This window comes from Brevundimonas sp. (genome assembly GCF_041648615.1).
Classification (GTDB): domain Bacteria; phylum Pseudomonadota; class Alphaproteobacteria; order Caulobacterales; family Caulobacteraceae; genus Brevundimonas.
Map to the genome: position 1 here is coordinate 1 of NZ_JBAZOS010000040.1, position 25,325 is coordinate 25,325.

The 25,325-nt window shown below is 69.5% G+C and carries 22 protein-coding genes and 1 tRNA gene; 10 read left to right on the top strand and 13 right to left on the bottom strand.

Annotated elements, in window-relative coordinates; all coding sequences use genetic code 11:
- On the bottom strand, positions 1-1,172 hold a 1,172-nt coding region (locus WC555_RS13115), incomplete at its 3' end, for a hypothetical protein (protein WP_373254211.1).
- Positions 1,173-1,306: 134 nt separating this feature from the next.
- Positions 1,307-3,643, bottom strand: coding sequence for an NAD-dependent DNA ligase LigA (ligA, locus tag WC555_RS13120; RefSeq protein ID WP_373254212.1), 2,337 nt, complete (start codon positions 3,641-3,643; stop codon positions 1,307-1,309).
- A 162-nt stretch (positions 3,644-3,805) separates the two neighbouring features.
- Between ligA and WC555_RS13125 the strand changes: the two genes are divergently transcribed.
- The 3 genes from WC555_RS13125 (at position 3,806) to WC555_RS13135 (ending at position 6,126) form a co-directional block, all read left to right on the top strand.
- Positions 3,806-4,786 (top strand): M28 family peptidase, encoded by a 981-nt coding sequence (locus WC555_RS13125; protein WP_373254213.1) that lies wholly within the window; start codon positions 3,806-3,808, stop codon positions 4,784-4,786.
- Between the two features lie 82 nt (positions 4,787-4,868).
- A complete protein-coding gene (locus WC555_RS13130) occupies positions 4,869-5,501 on the top strand; it encodes an isoprenylcysteine carboxylmethyltransferase family protein (RefSeq protein WP_373254215.1) in 633 nt (210 codons plus the stop codon).
- A gap of 61 nt (positions 5,502-5,562) precedes the next feature.
- Positions 5,563-6,126 (top strand): hypothetical protein, encoded by a 564-nt coding sequence (locus WC555_RS13135; protein WP_373254217.1) that lies wholly within the window; start codon positions 5,563-5,565, stop codon positions 6,124-6,126.
- 7 nt (positions 6,127-6,133) lie between these two features.
- Here WC555_RS13135 and WC555_RS13140 read toward each other — a convergent pair whose 3' ends face one another.
- The 4 genes from WC555_RS13140 to WC555_RS13155 form a co-directional block, all read right to left on the bottom strand.
- Positions 6,134-7,642 (bottom strand): Ppx/GppA family phosphatase, encoded by a 1,509-nt coding sequence (locus tag WC555_RS13140; RefSeq protein ID WP_373254218.1) that lies wholly within the window; start codon positions 7,640-7,642, stop codon positions 6,134-6,136.
- On the bottom strand, positions 7,642-9,864 hold the full coding sequence (locus WC555_RS13145; protein WP_373254219.1) for an RNA degradosome polyphosphate kinase: 2,223 nt from the start codon (positions 9,862-9,864) through the stop codon (positions 7,642-7,644). Before WC555_RS13145 ends, WC555_RS13140 begins: the two co-directional genes overlap by 1 nt.
- Before the next feature lie 105 nt (positions 9,865-9,969).
- Complete coding sequence (locus tag WC555_RS13150) at positions 9,970-10,998, bottom strand: RcnB family protein (protein WP_373254220.1); 1,029 nt, start codon at positions 10,996-10,998, stop codon at positions 9,970-9,972.
- A gap of 165 nt (positions 10,999-11,163) precedes the next feature.
- Positions 11,164-11,751: an RcnB family protein gene (locus tag WC555_RS13155; protein ID WP_373254222.1), complete on the bottom strand. Its 588-nt coding sequence runs from the start codon at positions 11,749-11,751 to the stop codon at positions 11,164-11,166.
- A gap of 162 nt (positions 11,752-11,913) precedes the next feature.
- Here WC555_RS13155 and WC555_RS13160 point away from each other — a divergent pair, with 162 nt between their 5' ends.
- Together WC555_RS13160 and WC555_RS13165 are read left to right on the top strand one after the other, a co-directional pair.
- Positions 11,914-12,633, top strand: coding sequence for a glutathione S-transferase family protein (locus WC555_RS13160; RefSeq protein ID WP_373254223.1), 720 nt, complete (start codon positions 11,914-11,916; stop codon positions 12,631-12,633).
- A 193-nt stretch (positions 12,634-12,826) separates the two neighbouring features.
- Positions 12,827-13,129: a sel1 repeat family protein gene (locus WC555_RS13165; protein ID WP_373254224.1), complete on the top strand. Its 303-nt coding sequence runs from the start codon at positions 12,827-12,829 to the stop codon at positions 13,127-13,129.
- 22 nt (positions 13,130-13,151) lie between these two features.
- Here WC555_RS13165 and WC555_RS13170 read toward each other — a convergent pair whose 3' ends face one another.
- Together WC555_RS13170 and WC555_RS13175 are read right to left on the bottom strand one after the other, a co-directional pair.
- Positions 13,152-13,805, bottom strand: coding sequence for a heme-binding protein (locus WC555_RS13170; protein WP_373254225.1), 654 nt, complete (start codon positions 13,803-13,805; stop codon positions 13,152-13,154).
- A 128-nt stretch (positions 13,806-13,933) separates the two neighbouring features.
- Positions 13,934-14,770 carry an enoyl-CoA hydratase-related protein gene (locus WC555_RS13175; RefSeq protein ID WP_373254227.1) on the bottom strand — a complete coding sequence of 279 codons (837 nt, stop codon included), beginning with the start codon at positions 14,768-14,770 and terminating at the stop codon, positions 13,934-13,936.
- A gap of 81 nt (positions 14,771-14,851) precedes the next feature.
- Here WC555_RS13175 and WC555_RS13180 point away from each other — a divergent pair, with 81 nt between their 5' ends.
- On the top strand, positions 14,852-15,709 hold the full coding sequence (locus tag WC555_RS13180; RefSeq protein WP_373254229.1) for an SDR family oxidoreductase: 858 nt from the start codon (positions 14,852-14,854) through the stop codon (positions 15,707-15,709).
- Here WC555_RS13180 and WC555_RS13185 read toward each other — a convergent pair.
- The gene (locus WC555_RS13185; protein WP_373254230.1) at positions 15,706-16,473 is read right to left on the bottom strand and encodes a polysaccharide biosynthesis/export family protein; all 768 of its coding nucleotides are present in this window, start codon (positions 16,471-16,473) and stop codon (positions 15,706-15,708) included. The two genes, WC555_RS13180 and WC555_RS13185, sit on opposite strands and share 4 nt — an antisense overlap.
- A gap of 123 nt (positions 16,474-16,596) precedes the next feature.
- Here WC555_RS13185 and WC555_RS13190 point away from each other — a divergent pair, with 123 nt between their 5' ends.
- Positions 16,597-18,042 carry a GumC family protein gene (locus tag WC555_RS13190; protein WP_373254231.1) on the top strand — a complete coding sequence of 482 codons (1,446 nt, stop codon included), beginning with the start codon at positions 16,597-16,599 and terminating at the stop codon, positions 18,040-18,042.
- 52 nt (positions 18,043-18,094) lie between these two features.
- A complete protein-coding gene (locus tag WC555_RS13195; protein WP_373254233.1) occupies positions 18,095-18,796 on the top strand; it encodes a hfsB in 702 nt (233 codons plus the stop codon).
- A gap of 363 nt (positions 18,797-19,159) precedes the next feature.
- Here WC555_RS13195 and WC555_RS13200 read toward each other — a convergent pair whose 3' ends face one another.
- Genes WC555_RS13200 through WC555_RS13215 form a run of 4 tightly spaced genes read right to left on the bottom strand, consistent with a single transcriptional unit; the run spans position 19,160 to position 24,096 of the window.
- Positions 19,160-20,122, bottom strand: a complete 963-nt coding sequence (locus tag WC555_RS13200; RefSeq protein WP_373254234.1) for a glycosyltransferase family 2 protein — start codon at positions 20,120-20,122, stop codon at positions 19,160-19,162.
- On the bottom strand, positions 20,122-21,060 hold the full coding sequence (locus WC555_RS13205) for a glycosyltransferase family 2 protein (protein ID WP_373254236.1): 939 nt from the start codon (positions 21,058-21,060) through the stop codon (positions 20,122-20,124). The genes WC555_RS13200 and WC555_RS13205 overlap by 1 nt, the downstream gene beginning before the upstream one ends.
- A complete protein-coding gene (locus WC555_RS13210; RefSeq protein WP_373254238.1) occupies positions 21,057-22,508 on the bottom strand; it encodes a lipopolysaccharide biosynthesis protein in 1,452 nt (483 codons plus the stop codon). The genes WC555_RS13205 and WC555_RS13210 overlap by 4 nt, the downstream gene beginning before the upstream one ends.
- Before the next feature lie 13 nt (positions 22,509-22,521).
- Positions 22,522-24,096: an exopolysaccharide biosynthesis polyprenyl glycosylphosphotransferase gene (locus tag WC555_RS13215; protein WP_373254240.1), complete on the bottom strand. Its 1,575-nt coding sequence runs from the start codon at positions 24,094-24,096 to the stop codon at positions 22,522-22,524.
- 119 nt (positions 24,097-24,215) lie between these two features.
- Between WC555_RS13215 and WC555_RS13220 the strand changes: the two genes are divergently transcribed.
- Positions 24,216-24,307, top strand: a tRNA-Ser gene (locus WC555_RS13220).
- Between the two features lie 433 nt (positions 24,308-24,740).
- Positions 24,741-25,325 (top strand): cysteine peptidase family C39 domain-containing protein (locus tag WC555_RS13225; RefSeq protein ID WP_373254242.1); only part of this gene is annotated, 585 nt, incomplete at its 3' end.

The window sequence follows — 25,325 nt, forward strand, 5'->3', positions numbered from 1 at the left end:
GCCAGGCCGGCCAGACCCAGATACTCCGGCCCCGACAGGCCGTGGATGATCACCGAGCGGGTGACGCGCCGCGCGTTGGCGACGGCCCGCTCGGCCCAGATGGAGAAGTCGCCCGGTTCCAGCGGGTGCTGACCCGCCTCGAAGGCGACGCCCTGGAGCCGGACGCCGCGCAGGTCCTCGGGCGTGCGACCGGGCGCCTCGCGCAGCTTGCCGACCACGATGACGCAGAACGGCTTGATCAGCACGGTGACGGCGGCCAGGGCGCTGCCGGGCACGCCCTCGATGTCGCTGATCTCGCAGATCAGTCCCTTTTCGACGCCCCGGGTCGCCTCCTTGAAGCGGGCGATCAGCGGGCCGCGTCCGCGTTGGCTGGCGAGGGTGGTGTAGGACACCGGCAGGAAGAGCGTCGGCTGTTTGGCGTTGCCTTGCTCGGACTTCAGTCGGCTGACGCCCCGCGCGATCGTGGCGAGATCGACCTTCTCGATGTCGGCGGTGGTCAGGTTCCGCAGTTCCTGGGGACCCAGTTCGATCTCGCCCGGCATCATCAGGACGCGGCGGACGATCCGGAAGCCGATCTGGGCGAAGGTCTTGAGCTCGAACACCGGCTCCAGATGGCAGGACACCCGCAAGGTCCGGCCGTCCGCCGCGACGAAGGGGTTCCAGGGCGTGGGGAGGTCCGTCTCCTGCGGGACGGGAGGCGGTTCGGTTCTGGCGGCCGCGACGGCATAGGCCCGGTCGATCTCGGCGGCGAAGATGCGGCCGCCGTTCAGGCTGGTGACCTCCATGACGTCGATGGCTTCGGGGGCGGCGCCGCCGAGGAAATGGGTCAGGAGCTCGCGCAGATACAGCAGGCAGGACACCTGTCCGCTGAACTTGCCCAGCCCGGGCTGGACCACGAGATAGTCGGTCGGCGACACCCGCTGGAAGAAGCCGCCGCCCTCGAGGTGACGCGTCAGGGTGCGTTCGACGTGGTGATAGATCTGCTCCTGACGGCCTTCCCACCTGTCCCCGAGCCGCTCGGCGATGGCGTCCAGGCCGATCAGATTGATCCGGCCTTCCTCAAGCATGCCCGAAGCCTGAAAGCGCTCAAGCGTCGGTCCGAGCTCGTGGGTGGAGAAACGCTCGACGCTCGGGCGGGCCTCCAGCCCGTCAGCGACAAGGGTACTGGCCATGCGGTCATTGAGGCCGCGTCCGATTATTTATTGATTAAATCAGGCCCGGCCCCGCACACCTTTTGCGTGCTCCTGGCCGCTCCGGAAACAAAGTCGTACGCTACCGGACAGACCGGACTGGTCAGGCGGATCGCTCAGTTGATCAACGCCAGCCATTCGTCCTCGGTCAGAACAGTCACGCCGTGTTTGAGCGCGTCGGCCATCTTGGACCCCGCGCCGGGACCGGCCACGAGATAGTCGGTCTTCCTCGACACGGATCCCGAGACCTTGGCGCCGAGGCTTTCGGCCCGGGCCTTTGCCTCGTCGCGGGTGAAGCGTTCGAGGGCGCCGGTGAAGACCACGGTCCTGCCGGCGACCGGCGTGTCCGTCTTCGGGCGTTCGGCGTCCTCGATCCGCTCCATCTCGGCGACGAGGGCGTCGACCATGGCGCGGTTGTGGGGCTCGCGGAAGAACAGGGCCAGGGCGCGGGCCGCGACCGGACCGACGCCCGAGACGCCGGCGATCTGGCCGAGGCCTTCTGACGGCCCCTCATTCCGGGCGACCGCCGCCAGCCGCACCAGACCGGCCCAGTCGTCGGCCAGGGTCGCCAGTCCGCGCCGGGCGGGGGCGGCGAGGCCGGGGAAGGCGAGGGCGATCTTCTGGTCGATCGGCGCCCCGGGCCCGGGATCGGCGGCGGGGGGCGAGGCCGCGGCGAGGGTGGCGACGACCCGCGGCGAGACGGCGTGGGTCTCGTTCAGACGAACCCAGTCCTCGCTGGGGATGCCGTCGGCGGCGGCGAGGCAGGCGGCCTCGAAGGCGGACCAGGTCTCGAACGCGCGGGCCAGCACGATCGAGGTCTGCTCGCCGATGTCGCGCACCCCCAGGCCGTAGATGAACCGGTCCAGGGCGATGGTGCGGCGAGCGTCGATGCCGGCGACCAGATTGCCCACGCTGGTCTCGCCATAGCCGTCCTCGCCGCGCAGGGCGTCGAGTTTCTCCGTGTCGCGGGCGAGGCGGAAGATGTCGGCGGGCTGGTTGATCCAGCCCCGTTCGTGGAAGGCGATCAGCTGCTTCTCGCCCAGGCCCTCGATGTCGAAGGCGCGGCGGCTGCAGAAATGTTTGAGGTGTTCGATGCGCTGGAAGGGGCAGGCCAGTTCGCCGGTGCAGCGGCGCACCACGCTCTCCACGCCCGAGGCGTTGGTCTCCTTCACCAGCGCCGTCTTCAGCGGGCAGATGCAGATGTGGGGGAAGACCCAGGGCTGGCCCCGTCCCGGGCGGTCCGCGTCGACGACGCCGAGGATCTGCGGGATCACGTCGCCCGCCCGTTGCAGGGTCACGGTGTCGCCGAGACGGACGTCGAGGCGGGCGATCTCGTCGGCGTTATGCAGGGTGGCGTTGCGCACCACGACGCCGCCGACGGTGACGGGATGCAGCCGCGCCACCGGCGTGTGCGAGCCCGTCCGGCCGACCTGGATGTCGATGTCTTCCAGCACGGTGATCGCCTGCTGGGCCGGGAATTTGTGGGCGATGGCCCAGCGGGGCGTGCGGGCGACGAAGCCCAGCCGCCTCTGCCAGTCCAACCGGTCGACCTTGTAGACCACGCCGTCGATGTCATAGCCGAGGCCCGCGCGGTCGCGCTGCAGACCGTCGTAGACGGCCAGCAGGCCCGTCTCGTCCTCGACCCGGCGCGAGCGGTCGTTGACCGGGAAGCCCCAGCCCTTCAGGACCTCGAGCGCGCCGGCCTGGGTTTCGGCGAAGGGCTCCGACGTCTCGCCCCAGGCGTAGGCGAAGAAGCGCAGCGGCCGGGCGGCGGTGATCGCCGGGTCCTTCTGGCGCAGCGAGCCGGCGGCGAAATTGCGCGGGTTGGCGTAGGTGCGGGTTCCGGCCGCTTCGGCCGCCGCGTTGAAGGCGTCGAAGGCGTCATTGGGGGCGTAGACCTCGCCCCGCACCTCGACCACCGCGGGCCAGGCCGGGCCGGAGAGGCGTGCCGGAATGTCCTTGAGGGTGCGCAGATTGGCGGTGACGTCCTCGCCCGTGCGCCCGTCGCCGCGCGTCGCGCCCGTGACCAGCACGCCGTCCTCATAGCGGAGGTTGGCCGACAGGCCGTCGATCTTGGGCTCGGCGACGAAGGCCACCGGCTCGTCCGCGGGCAGTTTGAGGAAGCGCCGGATGCGGGCGACGAAGTCGGCGACCTCTTCGGACGCGAAGGCGTTGTCCAGCGACAGCATCGGCACGCCGTGCCGCACCGGGGCGAACTGGCTGGAGCCGGCCGCGCCGACCACCTGCGACGGCGAGGCCGGGCTGGTCAGGTCCGGGAACAACGCCTCGATCTCCAGCGCGCGGCGCTTGAGCGCGTCGTAGTCGGCGTCCGAAATCTCGGGCGCGTCCTGGCGGTGATAGAGGGCGTCGTGCCGGGCCAGCTCGGCGGCCAGCCGGTCGAGTTCCTCGCGCGCGGCGGACTCGGTCAGCTGGTCGGCGGGGGTCTCGGACATGGGCGGCTCGTCAGAAGGATTCCGGGGCCCGTTCTAGCATCGGCCCCGCGCGGCTTTCGAGGGGCCCCGGCGGATTAGGGCGAACGATCCGGCATGACGGCGAGTTAATCTGACAGCGCCGCCGCGTCCCGCTAGCGTCGCGCCGACTCTCAAGGAACGCCCATGCCGCACGTCCGCCTGCTCGCCCTGTCGACCGCTCTCGGCGGCGCCCTGATGCTTTCGGCCTGCGCCGGGGCGTTCGGATCGGGCGAGGCGACGCCCCCCGTGGCCGCGGCGCCGGCGCCGTCGGTCATGCACGCCCGGCTGCTGGACGATGTCCGCATCCTCGCCGCCGACGACATGCAGGGCCGCGACACGGGTGCCCCCGGCGGCGAGATGGCGCGCAACTACATCGTCGGGCGGCTGGACAGCCTGGGCGTCGTCGCCCCCCCGATGGGCCGGCTTCAGCCGTGGGAAATGCAGGGCCGCACCCGGGCCGGACCGAAAACATACAACGGCGTCAACGTCATCGGCCTGATTCCCGGGACCCGCGTCAGCGACCGCTATATCGTGGTCACGGCCCACTACGACCATGTCGGGACGAACGCCGAGGGTCAGGTCTTCAACGGGGCCGACGACAACGCCTCGGGCGTCGCCACCATGCTGGCCCTGGCGGCGGAGCTGAAACGCCAGGCCCCGCAGCACAGCGTCCTGATCGTCGCCCTCGACGGCGAGGAGCATGGCCTGCTGGGGGCGAAGCATTTCGTCGAGGCCCCGCCCGTGCCGCTGACCTCGATCGCCATGAACCTGAATTTCGACATGACCGCCCGCGCCGAAACGGACGGCAAGCTGTGGGTCACAGGTACGTACCAGCATCCGAATTTCCGCCCGATCCTGGAAGCCCTTCCCGCCAACGGCGCTGTCACCCTCGCGTTAGGCAAGGACACGCCGCAGGACACGGGCGAGGACAACTGGGTCGAAGCCTCGGATCACGGCGCCTTCTACAGGGCCCAGGTTCCGTTCCTGTATCTCGGCGTGAACTACCATCCCGACTATCATCGCCCCTCGGATGATTTCGAGCGGATCACGCCTTCGGTGTTCATCAGCGCGACCGAACTTTCGATCGCGTCGTTCCGGGCGCTGGACGCCGCGCTGGATCGCTAGTCGCGAGCGCGTTTCGGTCGCAAAGATGGGGCTTGAAATCGCCGTGCACAGATCGTTTGGTCTGCGACCGGAGACGACTCTCATGACCGCAACACATCGACCGACCCTGGACCTCTCCACGGTTCAGAAAATTCGCAAGGCGGGCGTGCTCGTGGCGCTTGTGGGTCTGGTCGGGCTCGCCCTCGTCACCCAGTCGATCGGCGGCGTCGACGGCGAATGGCACGAGTATGTCGAGAACACCGGATTCCTGGCCATGATCCTGGCCATCGTGGGCCGGGCCTGGTGTTCGCTCTACATCGGCGGGCGCAAGAAATCCGAGATCGTCGACCGCGGTCCCTATTCGATCTCCCGCAACCCGCTTTATGTCTTCAGCTACATCGGAGCCTTCGGGATCGGCGCCCAGAGCGGCAGCGTCACCATCGGTCTGGCTTTCGTTCTGGCGGCGATGGCCGTGTTCTATCTGACGGTGCAGCGCGAGGAGGCCTTCCTCGAGCGGGAGTTCGGGGCCGTCTACGCCGTCTACAAGGCCCGCACGCCGCGTTTCTGGCCCCGTTTCTCGCTGTGGCGGGACGAGGAGGAACTGACCATCCGCCCGGCCCTGTTCCTGACGACGATTCGCGACGGGCTGGTCTTCCTGCTGGCCATCCCGGTGTTCGAATTGATCGACGCCGGACAGGCGGCGCAGTGGTTGCATATCGTCGCCCGTCTTCCTTGACGGTGGACAGGCGCGCGCGGCCGTGGTCCGGTCGCGGTCGGACATTCGGGGGACTATCGTTATGCGACATCTGATCGGCCTGGCGGCAGGTCTGCTGATCCTCGCGGGCTGCGACCGGCCCGACGCCCCCGCGGATGCGCCCGCCCCCGCGCCCGAGGCCCCGGCCGCCGGCGCCTTCAGCTACGCCGCGACGTCCGACCTTTCGGGCTACTACATGCCCGTCAGCGAGGTGCGGATCGGCAAATGGTCTTTCGGCCACATCTTCGTCGGTCAGGCGTTCGAGTTCGAGGCCTGGAAGGGCGCGGAAACAGAGACGACCTTCGCGCCGGTCATGCTCCATTTCGACGACGCCACCAGCCCCATGGTCGAGACCGAACTCGGCGAGGTGCGCAGCGTCACCGCCCGGGTCCTGCCGACGCGCTACGCGGTTTCCGAGGACCGGATCGAATTCGAGGGAACGTCGCCCGAACTGGGCGCCGTGAAGTTCGAGGGACGGATCGATCCGGGCGCGCTCGCGACCTCGCGCCGCAATCTGGGCGACGAGGGCGTGGTCGTGACCGGAACCCTGACCGCCGGCGGCCAGACGGTGCGCGATCTGCGCCTGCGCTGGTGGATGGGCGACTGAGGGCGGTTCAGCCGCCGTTGCGGATATCCAGCTTGAGCCCCATGGCCTCGGCCAGGGCCTTGCCCCGCCGCCGGGTCTGTTCGCCCAGCAGGACGTCGGCGTAGCCGTCGGAGGCGGTCAGCACCAGGGCGCCGTCCTTCACGGCCGCATGGGCGTTGGCCAGAAGTTGCGGCGCGCGGCCGGAGATGTCGCAGGCCAGCCGGATCGCCAGCCCGAGGGCGCGGGCGCCCTGACGCTGGTCCTCGGTCAGAAGCCGCGCCACGGTATCGGGTTCGGGCGTGCCGGACGGGCCGCCATAGCGGGCGTTCACCGCCGCCGCCAGCCAGGCGCGCTCGGCATGAGTCTGGCCCGGGACGGGCGCGCGCAGCACCTGGTCGAAGGCCAGTTCGACGCGGTGGTCCGGATGCAGCCGGGCGCCCAGATCCGCCAGACGGCAGGCGGCGTCCGCCAGCACGTCGTCGCGGCGCTTGTCGAAGGTCACGGGCATGGCGGCGAGCAGGGGCGCGATCCAGCCCTTCAGCGCGCCGGGAAGGGCGGGAGAAATGCCTTGCCGGGCGCCGAGGGACGACGAGCCGGCCAGCAGGGGGTCGGCGGCGGCGACCTCGGGCTCCAGGGCTTCGTAAAGCAGGCCTTCGCGCACGCCCCAGGCCGAGACGACGACGCGTTTCAGCTCAAGGCTTTCGATCAGCCCCTCCAGCACCAGGGCGGCGTGGGGCAGGGTGTCGGCGCGCTTCTTCGACACGCCGGGCCATTTTTCCAGCGACGCGCGCGAGGCCCGGGCGATCAGCCGGGCGGTGGCCAGCAACTCCTCGGCGCCCATGGCGTACTGGTGCACGATGCGCAGCGGATAGGCCGTCAGCTCCATATGCACCTGGGCCAGGGTGCGCCAGGCGCCGCCCACGGCGTAGAGGGTGTCGGCCTGGTAGTCGGTCGCGGTCTTCAGCTGTTTCGCGATCGCGTCGCGCCGCCGGTCGGCGTCGAAGCCGGTCTCGTCGGCCATGGCGAAAGGCCCCAGCGGCAGGGTCACGCCCCGCCCGACCTCGCCGCCGGTGATACGCACCAGTTCGAGGCTGGAGCCGCCCAGATCGCCCGCCACGCCCTCGGCGTCCGGTATCCCCGCCAGAACGCCGAGAGCGGCGTAGCGGGCTTCCTCCTCGCCTGACAGGACACGGATCTGAAGCCCGGTCTCGGCGGCGACCTTCTCGCAGAAGGCCGTGCCGTCGGAGGCTTCGCGCACCGCGGCGGTGGCCGCCACGAAGACCAGGGCCGGCCGCACGCCATCGATGACGGCGGCGAACCGCTTCAGCGCCGTCAGGGCCTGGGCCGCGCCCTCGACCGACAGCTGGCCGGTGGCGGCCAGATCCCGACCGAGGCCGGCGAGGACCTTTTCGTTGAACACGGTCCAGATCGCCCGGCCTTCCAGCCGGTACAGGACCAGGCGGACGGAGTTGGAGCCGATGTCGATGGCCGCCACGTCGCGCGGCGCGCCGAGGGCCGACAGCAGGGCCTCGGGCATCAGCGTTTTTTCCGCGAGGGCTCGTAGGAAAGCTGGCCGGGCAGGGTCTTCACCTTGCGGCCGCGGCCCGACAGGCTGGGGTTGGTCATGAAATACTTGTGCGCCGAGAACGGCCGCTCCGGGTCGGCGGGCTGGACCCGCTGATAGGCGCCGTCCGAGGACAGGACCCAGCTCTGGGCGTCGTCCTTCAGATTGGCGACCATGATCTGGTCCAGCACCTGGTCATGGACGGTGGCGTTCAGCACGGGAGTCATAAGCTCGACCCGACGGTCGAGGTTCCGGTTCATCCAGTCGGCCGAGGAGATGAAGACCTTCGCCTTGTCGTGCGGCAGGTCGCGGCCATTGGCGAAGGCGACGATGCGGCTGTGCTCGAGGAAGCGGCCGACGATCGACTTGACCCGGATGTTCTCGCTGAGACCCGGCACGCCGGGCCGCAGGCAGCAGATGCCGCGAATGACCAGTTCGATCCGCACGCCCCACTGGCTGGCGCGGTACAGGGCGTCGATGACCTGCGGATCGACGAGGGAGTTCATCTTGGCCCAGATGGCGGCCGGCTTGCCTTGCGCCGCGGCGGCCATCTCCTTGCCGATCAGGTCGATCAGCGTGGTCTTCATGTTCAGCGGCGAGACGACCAGCGCCTCCAGCTCGTCGGGCTGGGCGTAGCCGGTGATGTAGTTGAACACCCGCGAGGCGTCGCGCGCCAGCATGGGGTCGCAGCTGAACAGGCTCAGGTCGGTGTAAACCCGCGCCGTCACCGGGTGATAGTTGCCGGTGCCGAAGTGGCAGTAGGTCTTCAGCCCCTCGCCCTCGCGACGCACGACGACGCTGAGCTTGGCGTGGGTCTTCCATTCGACGAAGCCGAAGACGACGTGGACCCCGGCCCGCTCCATGGCCCGGGCCCAGCGCAGATTGGCCTCCTCGTCGAACCGCGCCTTGATCTCGACCAGGGCGGTGACGTTCTTGCCGTTCTCGGCCGCCTCGATCAGGGCGGCGACGATGGGGCTGTCCTTGGAGGTGCGGTACAGCGTCTGCTTGATGGCGATGACGTTGGGATCGCGCGCGGCCTGACGCAGGAACTGGACCACCACGTCGAAGCTCTCGAACGGGTGGTGGATCAGCATGTCCTTCTCGCGGACCGCCGCGAAGATGTCGCCGCCGTTGTCGCGCACCCGCTCGGGGTAGCGCGGCTCATAGCCCTTGAACTTCAGGTCGGGATGGCCGGCCGGGATCAGGTCGGAGAGCTGGGCCAGACCCAGCATGCCGGGGACCAGAACGATGTCCTGCGGCGCGGCGTCCAGCTGGTCGGTGATGAAGGTGCGCAGGTCGTCCGGCATGGACGCCTCGATCTTGATGCGCACGACCGAGCCCATGCGGCGCTGCTTCAGCGCCTCCTCGAACTCCATGACCAGGTCCTCGGCCTCTTCCTCGATCTCGATGTCGGAATCGCGGATCAGACGGAAGACGCCGCGCTCCAGCACGTCGCAGCCCGGGAACAGGTGGTCGATGAACAGGGTCAGCAGGTTTTCGAGGCTGATGTAGCGCTTCTTTCCCGGGGTCGAGCGGCCGTCGGTGGCCAGCGGCCAGAACCGCTTCACCTGGGTCGGGACGGGGACCAGGGCGTAGAGGGTGCGGTTGTCGGACCGGCGCTTCAGCTTCAGCGCCAGCGAGAAGCCGAGGTTGGGCAGGAAGGGGAAGGGGTGGGCCGGGTCGATCGCCATCGGCGTCAACACGGCGAACAGCTGGTTGAGGAATTCGGGTTCGAGACGGTCGCGCTCGGTCTTGGTGATATGCCCGGCGTCGACCACCTCGATGCCGGCGGTGGTCAGTTCCTTGCGCAGCTTGCGCCAGCGGCGCTGCTGTTCGGCCATCAGGGCGCCGGCGGCGATGTTGACCTTGTCCAGCTGCTCGGCCGGGGTCAGGCCGTCGGCCGACAGGACCCGCACCCGCTCGCGGACCTGGCCCTTGAGGCCGGCGACGCGGGTCATGAAGAACTCGTCCAGGTTATTGGCCGAGATCGACAGGAAGCGCAGCCGCTCCAGCAGGGGGTGGGCCGGGTTGGCGGCCTCCTCCAGCACCCGGCTGTTGAAGGCCAGCCACGAAATCTCGCGGTTGAAGAAGCGGCCGGGCGACGCCATCAGCTCTTCGGACAGCTGCAACTGGGGGGCGCGGGAAGAAGGCACCTCTTCGCCCCGGGTCTTGTCGCTGATCGCCGCGTCGGTCATGCGCCGGTTCTGGCGTGTCCCGCGCGTCGCTGCAACCTCGGAGCCGGCACAATGAAACGCCGGCCGGTCAGGGGACCGGCCGGCGTCGCACGTCAGGCCTTCGGCTTACCAGCGCCAGGCGTCGTTGATGACCTCGATGATGTAGCCGTCGTAGGCGTCGATCAGATAGATGTGGTTGTCCACCAGCACCCAGCGCGTGCCCTCGGGCGGATAGCCGAGGCCGTAGGTGCGCCAGTCGTTCAACTGGTAGCGCCAGAAGATCGACGGCAGGTACTGGCCCTCATAGTAGCGCTGGCCCCAGTAGTTCCTCGGCACCTGGTAGTAGCCGTAGCCCGGCGCGAAATAGAAGCCGATGCGCAGGCCGGTGTAGCCGCGGAAACGCCGGTCGTTGCGCCACCAGTCGGACTGGCGGCTGCGGTTCCAGTCGCGCCGCCATGCATCGCTGTTGAAGCGCTGGCGGAACTCGCGGTACTCGCGCCGGTCCTGACGGTCGTCGCGGCGGTCCTCCCGCCGATCCCGGCGGTCGTCACGACGGTCGTCACGACGATCCTCGCGGCGATCCTGCCGGTTCTCGCCCCGGTCCTGCCGGTTCTGCTGCCGGGCCTCCCGCGCGCGGGCGTCGAGGATGTCCTGGTGGTTGCGGAACAGCGGCTGGTTCGGGTCACGCGGCGGCTGCGGCTGTTGCGCGCGGTCCTGCCGGTTTTCGCCCCGGTCCTGACGGTTCTGCTGCCGGGCCTCCCGCGCGCGGGCGTCGAGGATGTCCTGGTGGTTGCGGAACAGCGGCTGGTTCGGATCACGCGGTTGCTGCGGCTGTTGCGCCCGGGTCTCCTGGCGGTCCTCGCGCCGCTCCTGCCGGTTCTCCTGCCGCTGCTCGCGGTTCGCGGGCGGCCGGGGGCGAGCGTCCTGCCGCTCTTCGCGGCGCTCCTGCCGGCTTTCCTGACGCTGTTCGCGATCCTGCTGCGGCGCCTCCGCCCGGGCTTCCGCCCTGGCCGCGGCCCGTTCCTCGCCGTTCTGGCGCGCCGCGCCGCGGCGGCCGCCGGCCTGTTCGCCGTCCTGGGCGAGGACGGCCAGCGGCGCGGCCGCAGGCACGACAAAGGCCGCAACCGCCGCGGCCATCATAAGTGAGCGTTTCATTCTCGTATTCTTCCCCGCACGTCCCTGTCAGACGGCTTGATCCAAGGGTCGCGCCCTGTCGATGAACCGTCACTGAACGAACGGCGTCGTTACGTTAAACTTCGGACATGAAAACGCCCGCCGACCGGGGGTCAGCGGGCGTTTCCGGCGGCGACGCCGGAAGCTCTAGAAGGCGCCGGACAGGACGCTGGCGATCAGGCCGGTCGCGACGGCGATCAGGACGATGTCGTTGCCGGCGTGAACGTAGCGATAGCCGCGCGGCGCGGGCCGCAGGCCGTAGACGTACGGATCGCGGACGTAATAGCCGCGGTAGGCCGGGGGCAGATAGCCGCCCCGCGTCCAGCGCTGGTCGTAGTAGCGCGGCTCGACCCGATAGTAGCCGTAGCTCGGCGCGTACCAGTAGCCGCTGCGGGCGCCGCGATAGTCGCGGAAGTCGCTGCGGCCGCGCCACCAGTCGCGATTGTTCCGGTCCCAGCGCTGGTCGCGGCGGAAGTCCTGACGGTCGTCTCGACGTTCTGCGCGAAAGTCGCGGCGATCATCGCGGCGGTCCTCGCGGTAGTCGCGGCGGTTGTCGTACTGGCCGTTGCGCCAGTCGCGGCGGTCGTCGCGGCGTTCCCGGCGATTATCCTGACGGTCGTCGCGGCGGTCCTGACGATACTCGCGGCGGTCGTCGCGGCTCTGGGCCTCGGCGGCCAGAGGCGCGGCCGTGGCCAGCACCAGACCGAACACGGCGGCCCTGGTGAAGCGGTTCATGGGGGCTCTCCGGAAAGGATGGAAGACCGTCTCCCACCCGTTAATCATGACGCGACGCTCGCCCCGGGCGCATGAACTCATCCTGAACGGGGCTGTCAGGTTCGGAGTTGTGCGCCGCGACCCGGGCGCCCACCTCAGACCCTGGCGCTTCAGGAACCCCGCATGACCCGACCGATCGAACTCTGGTACTGGCCCACGCCGAACGGCTGGAAAATTTCCATCGCCCTCGAGGAGATGGGGCTTCCGTACGAAATGAAGCCGGTCAACATCGGCGCCGGCGACCAGTTCGCTCCGGCCTTCCAGGCCATCAGCCCCAATGGCCGGATGCCGGCCATCGTCGATCCCGACAGTCCGGACGGCCGGCCGTTGTCGATCTTCGAATCCGGGGCCATCCTGCAGTACCTCGGGGTCAAGTCCGGCCGCTTCTATCCGCAGGACCCGCGCGGCAAGGCCGAGGTCGACCAGTGGCTGTTCTGGCAGGTCGGCGGCCTGGGCCCCATGGCGGGCCAGACGCACCATTTCCGTCAGTACGCCCCCGCCCTGATCAAGGATCAGCGCCAGATCGCCTATGGCGTGCGCCGCTACACCGACGAAACGCACCGGCTTTACGGCGTGCTGGACCGAAGACTGGCCGACCGTGACTTTCTGGCCGGCGACTATTCCATCGCCGACATGGCCAGCTGGCCGTGGATCCTGCCCGAGCTCCAGGGACAGACCCTGGACGAGTTCCCGCATCTGGCGGCGTGGATGAAACGGGTCGGCGAGCGTCCCGGCGTCATCGCCGGCCGGGCGCTGGGCGAGGCCCTGCGGGGCAATCTGGCCTCATCCGGCAAGTCGGCCGAGGCGGCGCGCAAGGTCCTGTTCGGCCAAAGGGCCCGGTGACCCTTCGTTAGCGGGTGTGACTCAGGGATTTACGAGGTATTTCAGAGATCTGAATCGGTCGGAAAGTATTCATTTCCGCTTTACTGAAAAATCTGGCCGGCCGCTCCGCTGTTAACTTTAACTTCAAACCGCGGGTATTTGATCGTTGTCAGAGGGCACGGCCAGAACGGCCACGAACCCGGGAGATACGGTGATGAACGCGCAAGAAATGGCGCCGGAAATCGATCAGGCGCAGGGGCTTCCCCTGCCGACCGCCGACATGAACGGCGATGATCTGTTCCGGCTGGGCATGATGTATTCGAGCGGTCAGGGCGGTTGCCCGATGGACCGCGTCTCGGCTCATATGATCTTCAACCTGGCGGCCATGAAGGGCTCGATCGAAGCGCGCGTCTATCGCCGCGAGATGAGCCAGGAGATGGAGCACGACGAGATCGCCGAGGCCCAGAAGGCCGCTCGCCGGTGGATCGACGCGGGCGTGGTGTCGCTGGCGGCGTGAGGAACGTTGTCAGGGACCGCGGTCAGCGGTCCTGACGGGTGACCCGCACCGCGACCTCGTTGCGGCGCAGCGGGGGCAGGGTCCAGGGCGGGTCGTAGAACCAGACGACCGGATCGCCCACGCGGGTCCAGCCGCTGCCGGTCAGGGCGGCGTCCAGCTCGGCCTCTTTCCCGGCTATGGCCCGGGCCGAGCCCAGCCCGGAAAAGCGCAGCACCGCATAGGTCTCGGCCGGGACCACGGCCAGAACGACCGCCGGGTCCCGCGGCACGGGCAGGCTGGCCATCGTATATTCCGAGGGCATGAAGAACTGGATCGTCCACCGATCCTGACCGACCGCTCCCTGGGCCACGGGCGCGGTCATGGCGATGGTCTGCGACCGGCCCTGGGCGCCGTCCCCGGCCTGGGCGACCGGCGCCGTCATGGCGATGCTGGTCCGGGCGGCATTTCCCCCGAAGATATAGCCTGCCAACCGCTGGAAGCCGCGGTTCCGCGCCGCCTCGCTGGAGCCGCTCACGACGGTCTGGGCCGCAATCCGCTCGCCATAGGTCCGGATCTCGACATCGCCGACGCGGCCCACCTCCGTGTAGGCCGGCTCTTCCGTGCCGGAGCGCACCCCGACCGTAGAGCAGGCGGAGACCATCAGGGCCGCGGCCAGGGCCATAATCGGGGTCTTCATCGTCGCGTCATCCCTTGCTGCTGAGGCAGTCCGCCGGCGGAGATACTGTTCGACCCGGACAATGGATGCGCCATATGCGCCTGCGCGCCCATGGCCAACTTGTCGCAGCAGTTGCGGTCCGGCCAGGTTCAGTCCTCCGCCACGCCGATCCCTGCATGGGGCGACAGGACCGCGAACGCCGCCGGCTGGCGGGTCACGCGCGCCTGGATGGCGGCCAGAACGTCCGCCGTGTTCCAGATCGAGCCCTGCATCACCGCCGCCCATTCCAGCCCCTCGGCGACCGAATGGTCACGCGCATAGGTGACGGCGGCCTTGGAGCCCGAAATCGCCAGCGGGGCCTTGGCGGCGATCGCGTGCGCCATCTCAAGCGCGGCGGACAGCAGGGCCTCGGGGTCCGGCAGGATCGCATTGACGAACCCCAGTCGCTCGGCCCGGTCGGCCGTCAGCGACGTGCCCAGATAGGCCAGTTCGCGGACCACGGCCTCGGGCAGGATGCGGGGCAGCCGCTGCAGGCTGCCGACGTCGGCCATCATGCCGATATTGATCTCCTCGACGCGGAAATATGCGCCTGCCGCCGCCAGTCTGAGATCGCAGGCGGCGACGAGATCGAGCCCGGCTCCGACGCAGGCGCCCTGCACAGCCGCGATGACCGGAAACCGCACGCGTTCGATCGTGGTCAGGGTCTCCTGCAAATCCCGCGCGGCCTGGTGAAACGCCTGCCGCTCGGCCGCGGTGTCGGTCTTCAGAATGGCGCCGCCCGAGAAGACCGAGATGTCCATGCCGGCGCAGAAGTTTCGGCCCTCGCCCGAGATGACGAGGGCGCGGACCTCGCCCGTCGCATCCAGCGCCTTGAGGGCGGGGCCGAAATCCCGCCAGAACGAAAGGTCCAGGGCGTTGGACGCCTCCGGCCGGGACAGGCGCAGACGGGCGACGGGGCCGTCGCGGGTGATCTCGAAGGCCGACATGGGGTCTTTCGCTCCTGTCCGGAATCTGCGTCTGTGGCGATCGAAGCGTTTTCTATTGAAACCAACCGGGAGCCAAGCCTCATGTCGCTGCAGGGCAAGACGCTGTTCATCACGGGCGCCAGCCGCGGCATCGGCCTGGCCATCGGCCTGAGGGCGGCGCGCGACGGAGCCAATGTGGTCATCGCCGCCAAGACGGCCGAGGCGCACAAACATCTGCCGGGCACCATCTATACGGCGGCGGCGGAGATCGAGGCCGCCGGCGGGCAGGCCCTGCCGCTGATCGTCGACGTCCGCGACGAGGCCTCGGTTCTGGCGGCGGTCGAGGCCGCGGTCGCCCGGTTCGGCGGCATCGACATCTGCGTCAACAACGCCTCGGCCATCCAGCTGACCGGCACCCTGGCGACGGACATGAAACGCTATGACCTGATGCACCAGGTCAACGCCCGCGGGACCTTTATGGTCTCCAAGGCCTGCATCCCGCATCTGAAACAGGCGCAGAATCCGCACATACTCGCGCTTTCACCGCCGCTGGACCTGTCGCCGAAATGGTTCGGGCCGCACGTCGCCTACACCATGGCCAAATACAGCATGAGCCTGGCCATGCTGGGCATGGCGGAAGAGTTCCGCGCCGACGGCATCGCCTGCAACGCCCTGTGGCCCCGCACCGGCATCGCCACCGCCGCCATCGAATTCGCCCTGACCGGCAAGGACGGACTGGCCTATTGCCGCACGCCCGAGATCATGGCCGACGCCGCCCACGCCATCTTCACCAGCCCGGCCCGCGAGCTGACCGGCCGGTTCCTGATCGACGACAGCTTCCTCTACGAGCGGGGCGTGCGCGACTTCGCGAGATACAGCGTCGAGCCGGGAAAGCCGCTCATGCCCGACTTCTTCGTCCCGGCGGACAGCCCGCCGCCGCCGGGCGTCACGATTGGCTAGAACGACTGGTACTGCCCGCCGATGGCGTAGCTGAAGCCGACGGGCAGGGCGTTGCGGAACAGGCTGACGAAATTGGCCACCTCGCCCAGCGTCGAGCGCGGCACGAAGATGATGTCGCCGCGCCGCAGGGCCACGACCTCGCCGCGCCGGGGCCGCAGGTCGACCGCCCGCATCATCCGCACCCCGCCGGGCCCGCGCCGGATCAGCGCCGCCTCGCCCTGCCGCGCCGTCGGAAGGAAACCGCCCGCCTGGATGACCGCCTGATAGGCGTCGATGTCGCCGGGCATATCGTAGACTCCGGGCGTGCGCACTTCGCCGTCGACCCAGACCTTCAGCGGCCCCGCCGTCTTCAGCGTCACCTCGACCACCGGTCGGCGCAACTGGCTGGCGTAGGCGGCCGAGGCGTCGGCCTCGAGTTCGGCGATGGTGCGGTCGGCGGCCATGATCTGGCCCACCAGCGGCAGGGAGATCCGTCCGTCAGGCCCGACCTTCTGCGTCCGCGTCAGCTCCACGGCCGTCGGGGTGGCGATCTCGATCTCGTCGCCCGGATAGAGGACGTATTCCGGCTCGGTCTCGGTCCAGTCGGCGAACCCGATCTCGGGGAAGGACCGCCGGCCCACGTCCTGGACCCGGTCGGAGCGAAACTCCTGCGGCGCAGGCGCGCGGCGGCCGCCGGTCAGCCCGTTCGTCACGGACCCGCAGCCGCTGACCATCGCGCCGACCCCGGCAAGGCCCAGCAGCATCAGGCGGCGGTCGATGGACATGGGGGACTCATTCCGGAAAGCGACGTTGATCGCAGGGTCGTCGGTTATGGGTAACCATGGGTTAACGCCGCTGGCCCAAGGCTTGGCCGGCAAGTTCTTTTCCGATGGAATCAGTCCGCCCGCATGCGTACGACGGCGTACACTACAGTCCGGCCGCGCTACGGCTTCTTCGACGTCGTCGGCCTGCTGTTCCGCGAACTGCTGCTGATGGTGGTGATCTTCCTGCTGGTGTTCGCCATCGGCACGGCGGTGATCCTGACGCTCAAGAAATCCTACACCGCGACCGCCAGCGTCTACGCCGGCGCCGGGTCGGAATATGTCTATCAGCCGCGCGTGGGCGCCTCGGAGCGCAGCCAGCCGCTGGAGGCCGACGCCATCGCCGGCTCGGAGGCCCAGATCCTGGGCAGCCTCGAGGTCAAGCGCCGCGCCGTCCGGGCCGTCGGCGCCGACACCGTTCTGGGGCCCGACGCCTCGGGCACGGCGGCCGAGAAGGAAGCGGCGGCGCTGAAGGTCCTCGACTCCAGCCTGGGCGTCGGCACCACGGCCGGAAGCGCCATTATTTCGGTCTCGTACAAGTCGGACGATCCGGTCCGCGCGGCCCAGGTGCTGAACGCGGTCGTCGACCAGTATCTGGTCCAGCGTCGGGTGGTCTTCCGCGACCGCACCACGCCCGCCCTGGCCCGGCAGCGCCAGGCGTTCGAGACCGATCTGGCCACCGCCGACGACGCCTACAACGCCTTCATAACCTCCAACGACATCGGCGACTTCGCCACCGCCAAGGCGACCCTGGCCGCGACCTATCAGACCACCTACGCCGAGGCCCTGTCGCTGCGGGCCCAGCTGAACCAGGCCAGCCGGCGGCTGGCGACGCTGGAGGACCAGCTGGCGCGGCAGCCCGCCGAGGTCGTCCTGCAGCAGGACCTGAACATCTCGGCCCAGGACCAGATCCTGCAGTTGCGCACCCAGCGCGAGGCCCTGCTGTCGCGCTACACGCCCGACGCCCAGCCCGTGAAGGACATCGAGCAGCAGATCGCCGACCTTCAGGCCTATGTCGCCACCGGCACCACGGTCGGGGCCAAGGAGGTCCGGACGGGCCCCAGCGTCATCTTCACCGAAATCGAGACCGCCCGGATCACCGCCGCCGCCGACCGCGACGGACTGGCCGCGCGGCTGGCCGTGGCCAACAGCCAGCTGGCGCAGATCCGCTCGCGCCAGGCCGAACTGACCCGGCTGGAATCGACCAACGCCAACCTGGCCGGCAACCGCGAGGTGCTGACCGCCAACATCCGCGACTTCCAGCAGCGCGAGAGCGCCGCCCGGGCCGACAGCGCCCTGGTCGCCGCCGGGGCCGACAACGTCACGGTTATCGAACGCGCCGAGGCCCCGACCCGGGGCACCAGTCTGAAGGCGCCGCTGCTGGCCCTGGTCTTCCTGTTCGCCGGGTTCACCGCCCTGTGCGTGGGCCTGCTGCGCATCTTCACCCGCAAGGGCTATGTCACCCCCGCCTCGACGGGCCGGACGCTGGAAATGCCGGTGTTGGCCGTCGCCCCGATGAAGGCCGCCCGGTGATCCCGCAAGCCATGGTAGCTTAGGGACCTGTAGCCGGGCGCGTAGCGATTCGATGGTCGACCTGACAACCGAAATGGCGGCGCTCTGGGCCGCGCTGGGGCCGGCGCCCGCGCATCGCGGCCGCGTGGTGCAGATCGCCGCCGCCAATTCGGGCGAGGGCGTCTCCACCGTGGCCCGCGAATACGCCCGTCTGGCCGCCGTCCGGGCGCGCCGCCCCGTCTGGCTGATCGACGCCGACCTGTCCCAGCAGGGCCAGATGGAAGCCGTCTCGGCCGAGCCCGACCGGTTCGGCGCCCTGGGCAAGGCGGCCATCGCCACGCCCGACGGCTCGATCTTCTTCGCCGTCACCCCCCGCCTGATGGACCGGGCGGGAAAGCCGGTGCATCCCGCCCGGCTGATCGTCGCGCGCCCCTGCCTCGGCGGGCGGCTGTGGGTCACGAAATTCGCCGCCGAACATCTGCGCTCGGGCCAGCGGGCCGAGGCCGTCGGCGACGCCCGCTACTGGGACGCGTTGAGGAAACACGCCGACACGGTGGTGATCGACGCCCCGGCGGCGGACCGCAGCGACATGGCCATCACCTTGGCCCCCTTCGTCGATTCCACCGTGCTGGTGGTCGCCGCCGAAAGCACGGCCGCCAACGAGCCGCTGATGCTGCGCGACGAGATCGAGGCCGTGGGCGGCAAGATCGCGGGCGTCGTGGTCAATCGCTCGACCTACAGGCCGCCAGCCTTCCTGAGGCGGCTGACGGGCTAGAGCAGGCGCGCAACCGCAGGACGCTTCCGTCAACCTTGACGAGCGGGGTCCGCGGGTGTCTTGTCGTGATCGGCGGTCGCGCCGGGCGGCTTCCCTGTTGGAGACAGCGCATGCGCGGTTTGATCGTTTCGGTCCTTGTGACCGGGAGCCTGACCCTGGGCGCCTGCGGGACCTTGGGGCAGCCCGCCAATTTCACGCTCGCTGAACTGACCGAGCGGTGCGAGGCTCGAGGCGGCCATTTGAATCCCACCGGTCTGCAAACGGGCGAAGCGCGGCGTGACCACAGGTGCACGGGCGTGCGGGTGAAGGCGGTCGCCAACGAGCGGGCCCGGTCCACGAGGAACCGCGCGGTCGATCGCTCGCTTATCGGACGCCGGCCCGGAACCTAGCCGCCGCCCGGTTCAGCCGGTCAAGCTCGCGGCTGCCATAGAAGCGCGGCTCCAGCCCCTTCATCCAGAACACCTTGCCCGCACCGCGCGCGGTCCTGTCATACAACGCCGCGCGGCGTGGGCTGGCGATCAGGGTCAGGGCCGCCGCGCCGACACCCCACACCGCCGTCTGGGCCGCGCCGATCAGCATCCAGCGCGCCACGCCCGGCCAGTTCCTCGCCGCCGCCGCGGTCTGGCTGGGCCCCTGGCCATAGGCGAAGGCGCGGGCGAGGGCGTATTTCAGCGTCGCCCGGTGCGGCGGGGCGAATTCCTCGACCTGGGCGTCGGCGGCCCAGCCGAAGCGGCCGCCGCGCGCCGCAAGGGCCGCGAACAGGGCGTCGTCCTCGCCGCCGACCTGGTCCGCCGCCACATTGAACGGCGTCCGGCCGGGCAGGGCGGTGGCGCGCAGCATCAGGGAGTTGCCGCAGCCGTAGGGCTCGGCGATCAGCCCCGTTTGTGTGGGGCCGTCACGGCCGAAGAAGCGCTCCAGATAGTCCTGCAGCCAGGCCTCGGCGCCGGGCGCCCGCCCGGTGATGGGGCCGAAGACGGCGTCGGCGCCGGTCTCAGCCTGGGCCTTCAGCAGGGCCGCCAGCCATCCCGGCGACGCCGCCTCGTCATCGTCGAGGAAGGCGATCAGCGGCGCGGTCGTCGCCGACAGGCCCGCGTTGCGCGCCGTAGCGACGCCGGGGGTCGGCGCATGGCGATACAGGATCGGCCAGGGCGAGACGGCGCGCAGGGCCTCGGTCAGATCCGCCGCCGAGCCGGTTGGATCATTGTCGACGACCACGATCTCGGCCACGCGGTCGGCCACGCCGGTCTGCCGGAACAGCGAGCGCAGCGCCCGCTCCAGGCTCTCGGGCCGGCGCAGGGTCGGGACGATGACGGCCACGTCGCCCATCACACCGCCTCCGCATAGAGGGCCGCGCGATACAGGCGCAGCGAGAAGGCGCGCGTCGGGACCGGCAGCCAGTCGGCTTCGGCTCCGCGGCGCAGAAACCGGCGAAGCATCGGCAGGCCGGGCAGCCGTTTCAGCAGTCTCGCCGCCCGGTAGCTGGGATAGGTGGCGACGACCTCGGGGTGACGTTGCGCCATGCGGCCGAAATTGGGAGCCGACTGCTCGTATTTGCCCGCCAGCGCCGCGACCGTGTCCAGCCCCATGTGCGTGGCCGGGTTGTCGATGTGAACGACCTCGAACCGGCGCGACACGCGCATGGCCCATTCGACGTCCTCCCAGCCCCAGCCGGTGAAGCCGGGATCGAAGGCTTCGGACTCGAACACATCGCGGCGGACCAGAAGGTTGGAGGTGTAGACGTATTTCTCGGGCTGTTTCACCCGCTCGGCGCAGGGCACGCACTCCGACTTCGCCGCCATGGCCCGGTGCACGGCGAAGCGGGCGTCGGTCGGCGCCTGCAGCAGGGAGAAGCCGCCGAAGGCCACGGCGGGATTGTCGCCTGCGACCAGCGCCGCCCAGTCGCGCAGGAAGTCCGCATGGTCGGGCCGCATGTCGCTGTCGAGAAACAGCAGGCTGCCGCCGCGCGCCGTCGCCGCCAGACGGTTGCGGCCGATGGCCCGACCTTCGTTGGCGGGCAGGGTGACCAGACGCACGGGCAGGCGCATGGCGTCGATCCGCGCCTTCAGCCGTCCCGTCAGGGCGGCGTCGGCGGTGCCGTCGTCCAGCAGGACGATCTCGACCGCGCCGGCCAGCGCCGGGGCTTCCATCTCGAGCGCCGCCAGCAGATCGGTCGGATCGTCGCGCAGAAACGGCGTGAGCACGGACAGGACCGGCCGCGCCCCGGCCCGGGCGGCGTTGTCGTGGATGTCGGCCCGCGCGCTCACGCCGCCGCCCTCCGCGCCCTGAACTGCGCCAGCAGCCGCAAGGCCACGTCGCGCACGCCGGCCGCGTTCAGCGTCAGGGCCGCCAGGGCGTAGACCACCGCGCCGACCGTGGCGTCCAGCATCAGTTCGGGGAAGCCGCCGAGGGCGGGCAGGCGCGCGACGACCAGGGCCATGATCCCGGTGGCGATCCCGCAGCGGACCAAACTCTCCCACGGGATCGGCAGGGCCACGACCCGGCGGCCGATCAGCATCGTCGCCAGCAGCCCCAATGCGAAACTGATCGCCGTCGCCCAGGCCGCGCCCATGAGACCGAACCGGGGCACGAGGATCAGGTTCAGGATCACATTGGCTCCCGCCGGGATCGCCATGGCGATCAGCAGCCGCTTCGTCTTCTTGCCGAGGGTGAAGGCCTGGCCGAAATAATAGGCCGTCAGTCCGAACAGCAGGGCCGACAGGGCGATCCACGGCGTCACCCCCGCCGCCGCCGTCCGCAGCGCCTCGCCGATCAGCAGTTCGGCCAGCGGCCGCGCCACCAGCGCCACCCCGGCCGCCGCCGGCAGGCCGATCAGCAGGAAGGTCGACAGCTGCTCGCGCGCGGCCTCCTTCAGCCGCTCCAGCCCGCCGCGCTCCAGCGCCATGACCAGCGCCGGCTGCCCCGCCGACCCCAGCCAGAGGAACAGCACGTCCAGGGTCCGGTTCGCGATCGAATAGCTGGCGTGATAGGCGCCCACCGCCGCCTCGTCCATGAAGGCCGCCAGCAGGAAGCGGTCGGTCGACGACAGCACCACCGTCAGCGCCAGGGAGGCCGCGATCGGATAGCCATAGACGGCGTAGTCGCGCACCCGCTGCGGCTCGAACGCCCCGCCGCGCGCCTGTCTCAGTTCGCCCGGCAGGACGAAGGGCAGGGCGGCCAGAGGCGCGAGGCCGATGCCCAGCAGCGGCGCCGCGCCGCCCGCGCCGATCAGGGCGAAGCCGACGCCGATCGCCAATCCGCCGACCGCCACCGCCATATCCAGCCACGCCGCCTTGCCGACCTCGCCGGCGGCGCGGAACCGCTCCTGTCCCAGCTTGACCAGACACCGCGCCGGCGCCCCGGCCAGACCCGCCGCCAGCGCCAGCTTGAACAGGGGATCGACCGGGAACAGCCACACCGCGACCCCGGCGACGATCAGGAAGCCGGCGCTCAGGGCGAAGGCCGTGCGATACAGGCTGGCGAAATGGCCCCAGGTCCCGGCGCCCGGCGACTGGGCCGCCCAGAACCGCGCCATGGCCGCCTCCAGCCAGCTGAACACCGCGACATGGGCCAGGGTCATGACCGAGAAGGCCAGGGCGTAGCGCCCGAACTCCTCGGCGCTGAGCATGCGGGTGAACAGGACGATGGCCAGAAACCCGACCACGCCCTGCACGATATTGGCGGGCAGATAGCCCCAGACGCCGCGCCAGAACATCAGCGACCCCGGATCATCGAACCGCCGCGCGGTCGCCCAGCAGCACCGGCAGGGTCACCGCCATGATCCACAGATCCAGCCAGAACGACTGGCGCTCGACATAGTCGATGTCCAGCTGCACCCGGCGGCGCACGTCCTGGGCGGTATGCAGCGGCCCGCGCGAGCCGTTGACGGCGGCCCAGCCGGTCATGCCCGGCTTGATGCGGTGGCGATGGGCGTATTCGGCGACCAGACGTGCGCTCTCGACATGGCCCGTCTTCATGCCGATGGCGTGCGGCCGCGGCCCGACCAGCGACATCTCGCCGGTGATGACGTTCAGCAGCTGCGGCAGTTCATCCAGGCTGGTCTTGCGGATGAACCGGCCCACCGCCGTCACCCGGTCGTCGTCATGGGTGACCTGACGGCTGGCCGTGGCGTCGGCCGCCTCCTGCTTCATCGAGCGGAATTTCCACACCACGATTTCCTCGTGGTTGAAGCCGTGACGGCGCTGGCGGAAGAAGATCGGCCCCGGGCTGTCCAGACGGATGGCGAGCGCGACCCCGGCCATCACCGGCGCCAGCAGCACCAGGGCGGTCAGGCCGAAGATCATGTCCTGCAGCCGCTTGTTGAAGGCGCGGCGATCGTCGTCGACAGGCCCCTGCACGTCCGCCAGCGGCGCGGCCGCCAGCCGGTCGAGGGCCGAGCGGGTTTCAGTTTCATCCCTGGGCTCGACCAGCAGGGTCACTTCATTGGGCAGGGTCCGCAGCCGCGCGGTCAGGGCCCGAACCCGCGCCTCGGCCTTCGGATCGATGGCCAGGACGATGCGGTCGACATAGGGCGTCATCCGGTGGGTCAGCAGATCGTCCGCCGTGCCCAGCACCGGCACGCCCTCGATCGCCCGGGGGCTGCGCGCCAGCCGGTCGTCGAAAATGCCCAGCACGTTCAGATCGCGCCGCTTCAGGGCTTCGCGGATCAGGGCCTCGGCGTGCCGGGTGGCGCCGACCAGCACGATGTTGGGCGTCAGGGCTCCCGACGCCCGCCAGCGGCCGACGATATCGCTCCAGCCCATGTGCAGGGCGTTGAGCGTGACCAGCACCAGGCCGGTCCAGACCAGCCAGGCCGCCCACTGGCCGTTCGCGCCCTGCAACGCCCAGCCGGACGTCATGACGGCCAGCGATCCCGCCGCGACGATGGCCGCCACCGAGGCCAGATGCAGCGCCGTCTTCTGCCCCCGCGCGAACCGGTAGCGGCCGAGCGACCGCAACAGGCCCAGAATGGTGAGGGCGCCGATGACGAACGGCAGAACCTGAGAAAGCTCCGCGTGAAGCAGAGGCCCCGGCGCGGCGGCCCAGGCGCAGAGCAGGGTGACGGCGGTCACGGCCAGAACGTCCAGGGACCGGAAATAGTGGGCCGCCAGTCGCGAGGCGTGCCGCTGGCGGGCGTTGCGCCATACGTCGGGCCGGAAGGGTCCGCGCCGCGCCGCGCCTTCGGCTTCGGGCCCGCCGGCGATGGCCGCGGCGGCCAGCGCCTGGAGACCGGACGCATCCAGACTGTCCGGCCCGGGCAGGTCGGCGTCGAACATGGGGCGGCGGGTTGCGGCGTCGGTCATGGGGCTCGCGCGGGGTTCCCGGCCACCTTGCACGCCCGCTCTCACTGTCCCGTTAACGCACGAGGGCTCGCGTCCCCCGTTGCGTCCGCCCGCGCGCTCGGCTAATCACGCCGCCTGCCGGAGACGTGGCCGAGTGGCTGAAGGCAACGGTTTGCTAAATCGTCGTACCCTGTAAGGGGTACCCAGGGTTCGAATCCCTGCGTCTCCGCCAGAACCATTCGAAAAGTGGCGCTGGAACAATAACTTGCCCGTGAGGGGCAGGGGCCACCCTAAGTCTGACCCTAAAGGCGAGATGGCTAATAGTCGTCCGCCAATGTCCGCTTCTGACCCCAAGGACACAGTCCGCTTTCGACCCAAAACGGATGTTCAACGAGTCCGCTTCCTGGAAAGGAACCTCGCGAGAGGCGAGGGCAGGGGGAATGTCCGCTTCTGACTCAGCCCAATCTAAACGGAGTCTGGTTTGCAGATACCGACAAGGTGACGGTCGTTCGGAGGGTGATTGCAAGGGTAGCTAACAGGTCCGCATCGCCAATTTGGTCGAAGCTGCGCAGGAACCAGTTGTCGACGTCGTTGTGCGGTCATCGCCCCTTGTCATCCGGTACGAGCATGATACGCGCAGAAGGCGAGTAGTCGGGGGCGCGTAAGTGGCGGAAGAGTTTTCGGGCGCAGGAACGAGCACGGCCACAATCGAAGCCGATTCCGGGTTGGTCTGCCTGACTCTCCTGCTGGCCTTTCATCAGATTCCGTCAGCGGCCGAGCAACTCCGGCATGTCATTGGCCACGGCGATCCTGTTGATGACAGCGATCTTGTTGGGCTCGCCAAGCGGCTGGGGGCTCGCGCGAAAGCCGCTCGCATCGATCTCGACCAACTGAGCGAAGCGCCCCTGCCAGCGATCGCGCGCGCCCTTAGCGGTGAGTACTTTCTGATCGCTGCGCTCCGGGATGATGAGGTCCTTATCCAGCGGGCAGGGCAGGGAGCGGAGCGGCTCAACGCAGCTCAGCTGGGCGCAATCTGGTCTGGCCGGATGGTTCTGGTCACCACCCGGGCGTCGTCGGGTGCGGCGATGAAGTTCGACGTGACCTGGTTTATTCCAGCCCTAGTCAAATACCGCTGGATGCTCGGCGACGTCCTGGCGGCGTCGCTGGTGCTACAGCTTTTCGCCCTGGCGACGCCGCTGATCTTCCAGGTCGTGATCGACAAGGTGCTGGTGCATCAGGGCCTGACGACA

Bases quoted from the DNA above. Each gene is read 5' to 3' on its own strand.
- ligA (WP_373254212.1), bottom strand. From the start codon at position 3,643: ATGTCCGAGACCCCCGCCGACCAGCTGACCGAGTCCGCCGCGCGCGAG.
- WC555_RS13200 (WP_373254234.1), bottom strand. From the start codon at position 20,122: ATGGGCGACGTGGCCGTCATCGTCCCGACCCTGCGCCGGCCCGAGAGC.
- WC555_RS13145 (WP_373254219.1), bottom strand. From the start codon at position 9,864: ATGACCGACGCGGCGATCAGCGACAAGACCCGGGGCGAAGAGGTGCCT.
- WC555_RS13150 (WP_373254220.1), bottom strand. From the start codon at position 10,998: ATGAAACGCTCACTTATGATGGCCGCGGCGGTTGCGGCCTTTGTCGTG.
- WC555_RS13165 (WP_373254224.1), top strand. From the start codon at position 12,827: ATGAACGCGCAAGAAATGGCGCCGGAAATCGATCAGGCGCAGGGGCTT.
- WC555_RS13185 (WP_373254230.1), bottom strand. From the start codon at position 16,473: ATGTCCATCGACCGCCGCCTGATGCTGCTGGGCCTTGCCGGGGTCGGC.
- WC555_RS13130 (WP_373254215.1), top strand. From the start codon at position 4,869: ATGACCGCAACACATCGACCGACCCTGGACCTCTCCACGGTTCAGAAA.
- WC555_RS13170 (WP_373254225.1), bottom strand. From the start codon at position 13,805: ATGAAGACCCCGATTATGGCCCTGGCCGCGGCCCTGATGGTCTCCGCC.
- WC555_RS13135 (WP_373254217.1), top strand. From the start codon at position 5,563: ATGCGACATCTGATCGGCCTGGCGGCAGGTCTGCTGATCCTCGCGGGC.
- WC555_RS13125 (WP_373254213.1), top strand. From the start codon at position 3,806: ATGCCGCACGTCCGCCTGCTCGCCCTGTCGACCGCTCTCGGCGGCGCC.
- WC555_RS13190 (WP_373254231.1), top strand. From the start codon at position 16,597: ATGCGTACGACGGCGTACACTACAGTCCGGCCGCGCTACGGCTTCTTC.
- WC555_RS13175 (WP_373254227.1), bottom strand. From the start codon at position 14,770: ATGTCGGCCTTCGAGATCACCCGCGACGGCCCCGTCGCCCGTCTGCGC.
- WC555_RS13155 (WP_373254222.1), bottom strand. From the start codon at position 11,751: ATGAACCGCTTCACCAGGGCCGCCGTGTTCGGTCTGGTGCTGGCCACG.
- WC555_RS13215 (WP_373254240.1), bottom strand. From the start codon at position 24,096: ATGACCGACGCCGCAACCCGCCGCCCCATGTTCGACGCCGACCTGCCC.
- WC555_RS13140 (WP_373254218.1), bottom strand. From the start codon at position 7,642: ATGCCCGAGGCCCTGCTGTCGGCCCTCGGCGCGCCGCGCGACGTGGCG.
- WC555_RS13195 (WP_373254233.1), top strand. From the start codon at position 18,095: ATGGTCGACCTGACAACCGAAATGGCGGCGCTCTGGGCCGCGCTGGGG.
- WC555_RS13160 (WP_373254223.1), top strand. From the start codon at position 11,914: ATGACCCGACCGATCGAACTCTGGTACTGGCCCACGCCGAACGGCTGG.
- WC555_RS13210 (WP_373254238.1), bottom strand. From the start codon at position 22,508: ATGTTCTGGCGCGGCGTCTGGGGCTATCTGCCCGCCAATATCGTGCAG.
- WC555_RS13180 (WP_373254229.1), top strand. From the start codon at position 14,852: ATGTCGCTGCAGGGCAAGACGCTGTTCATCACGGGCGCCAGCCGCGGC.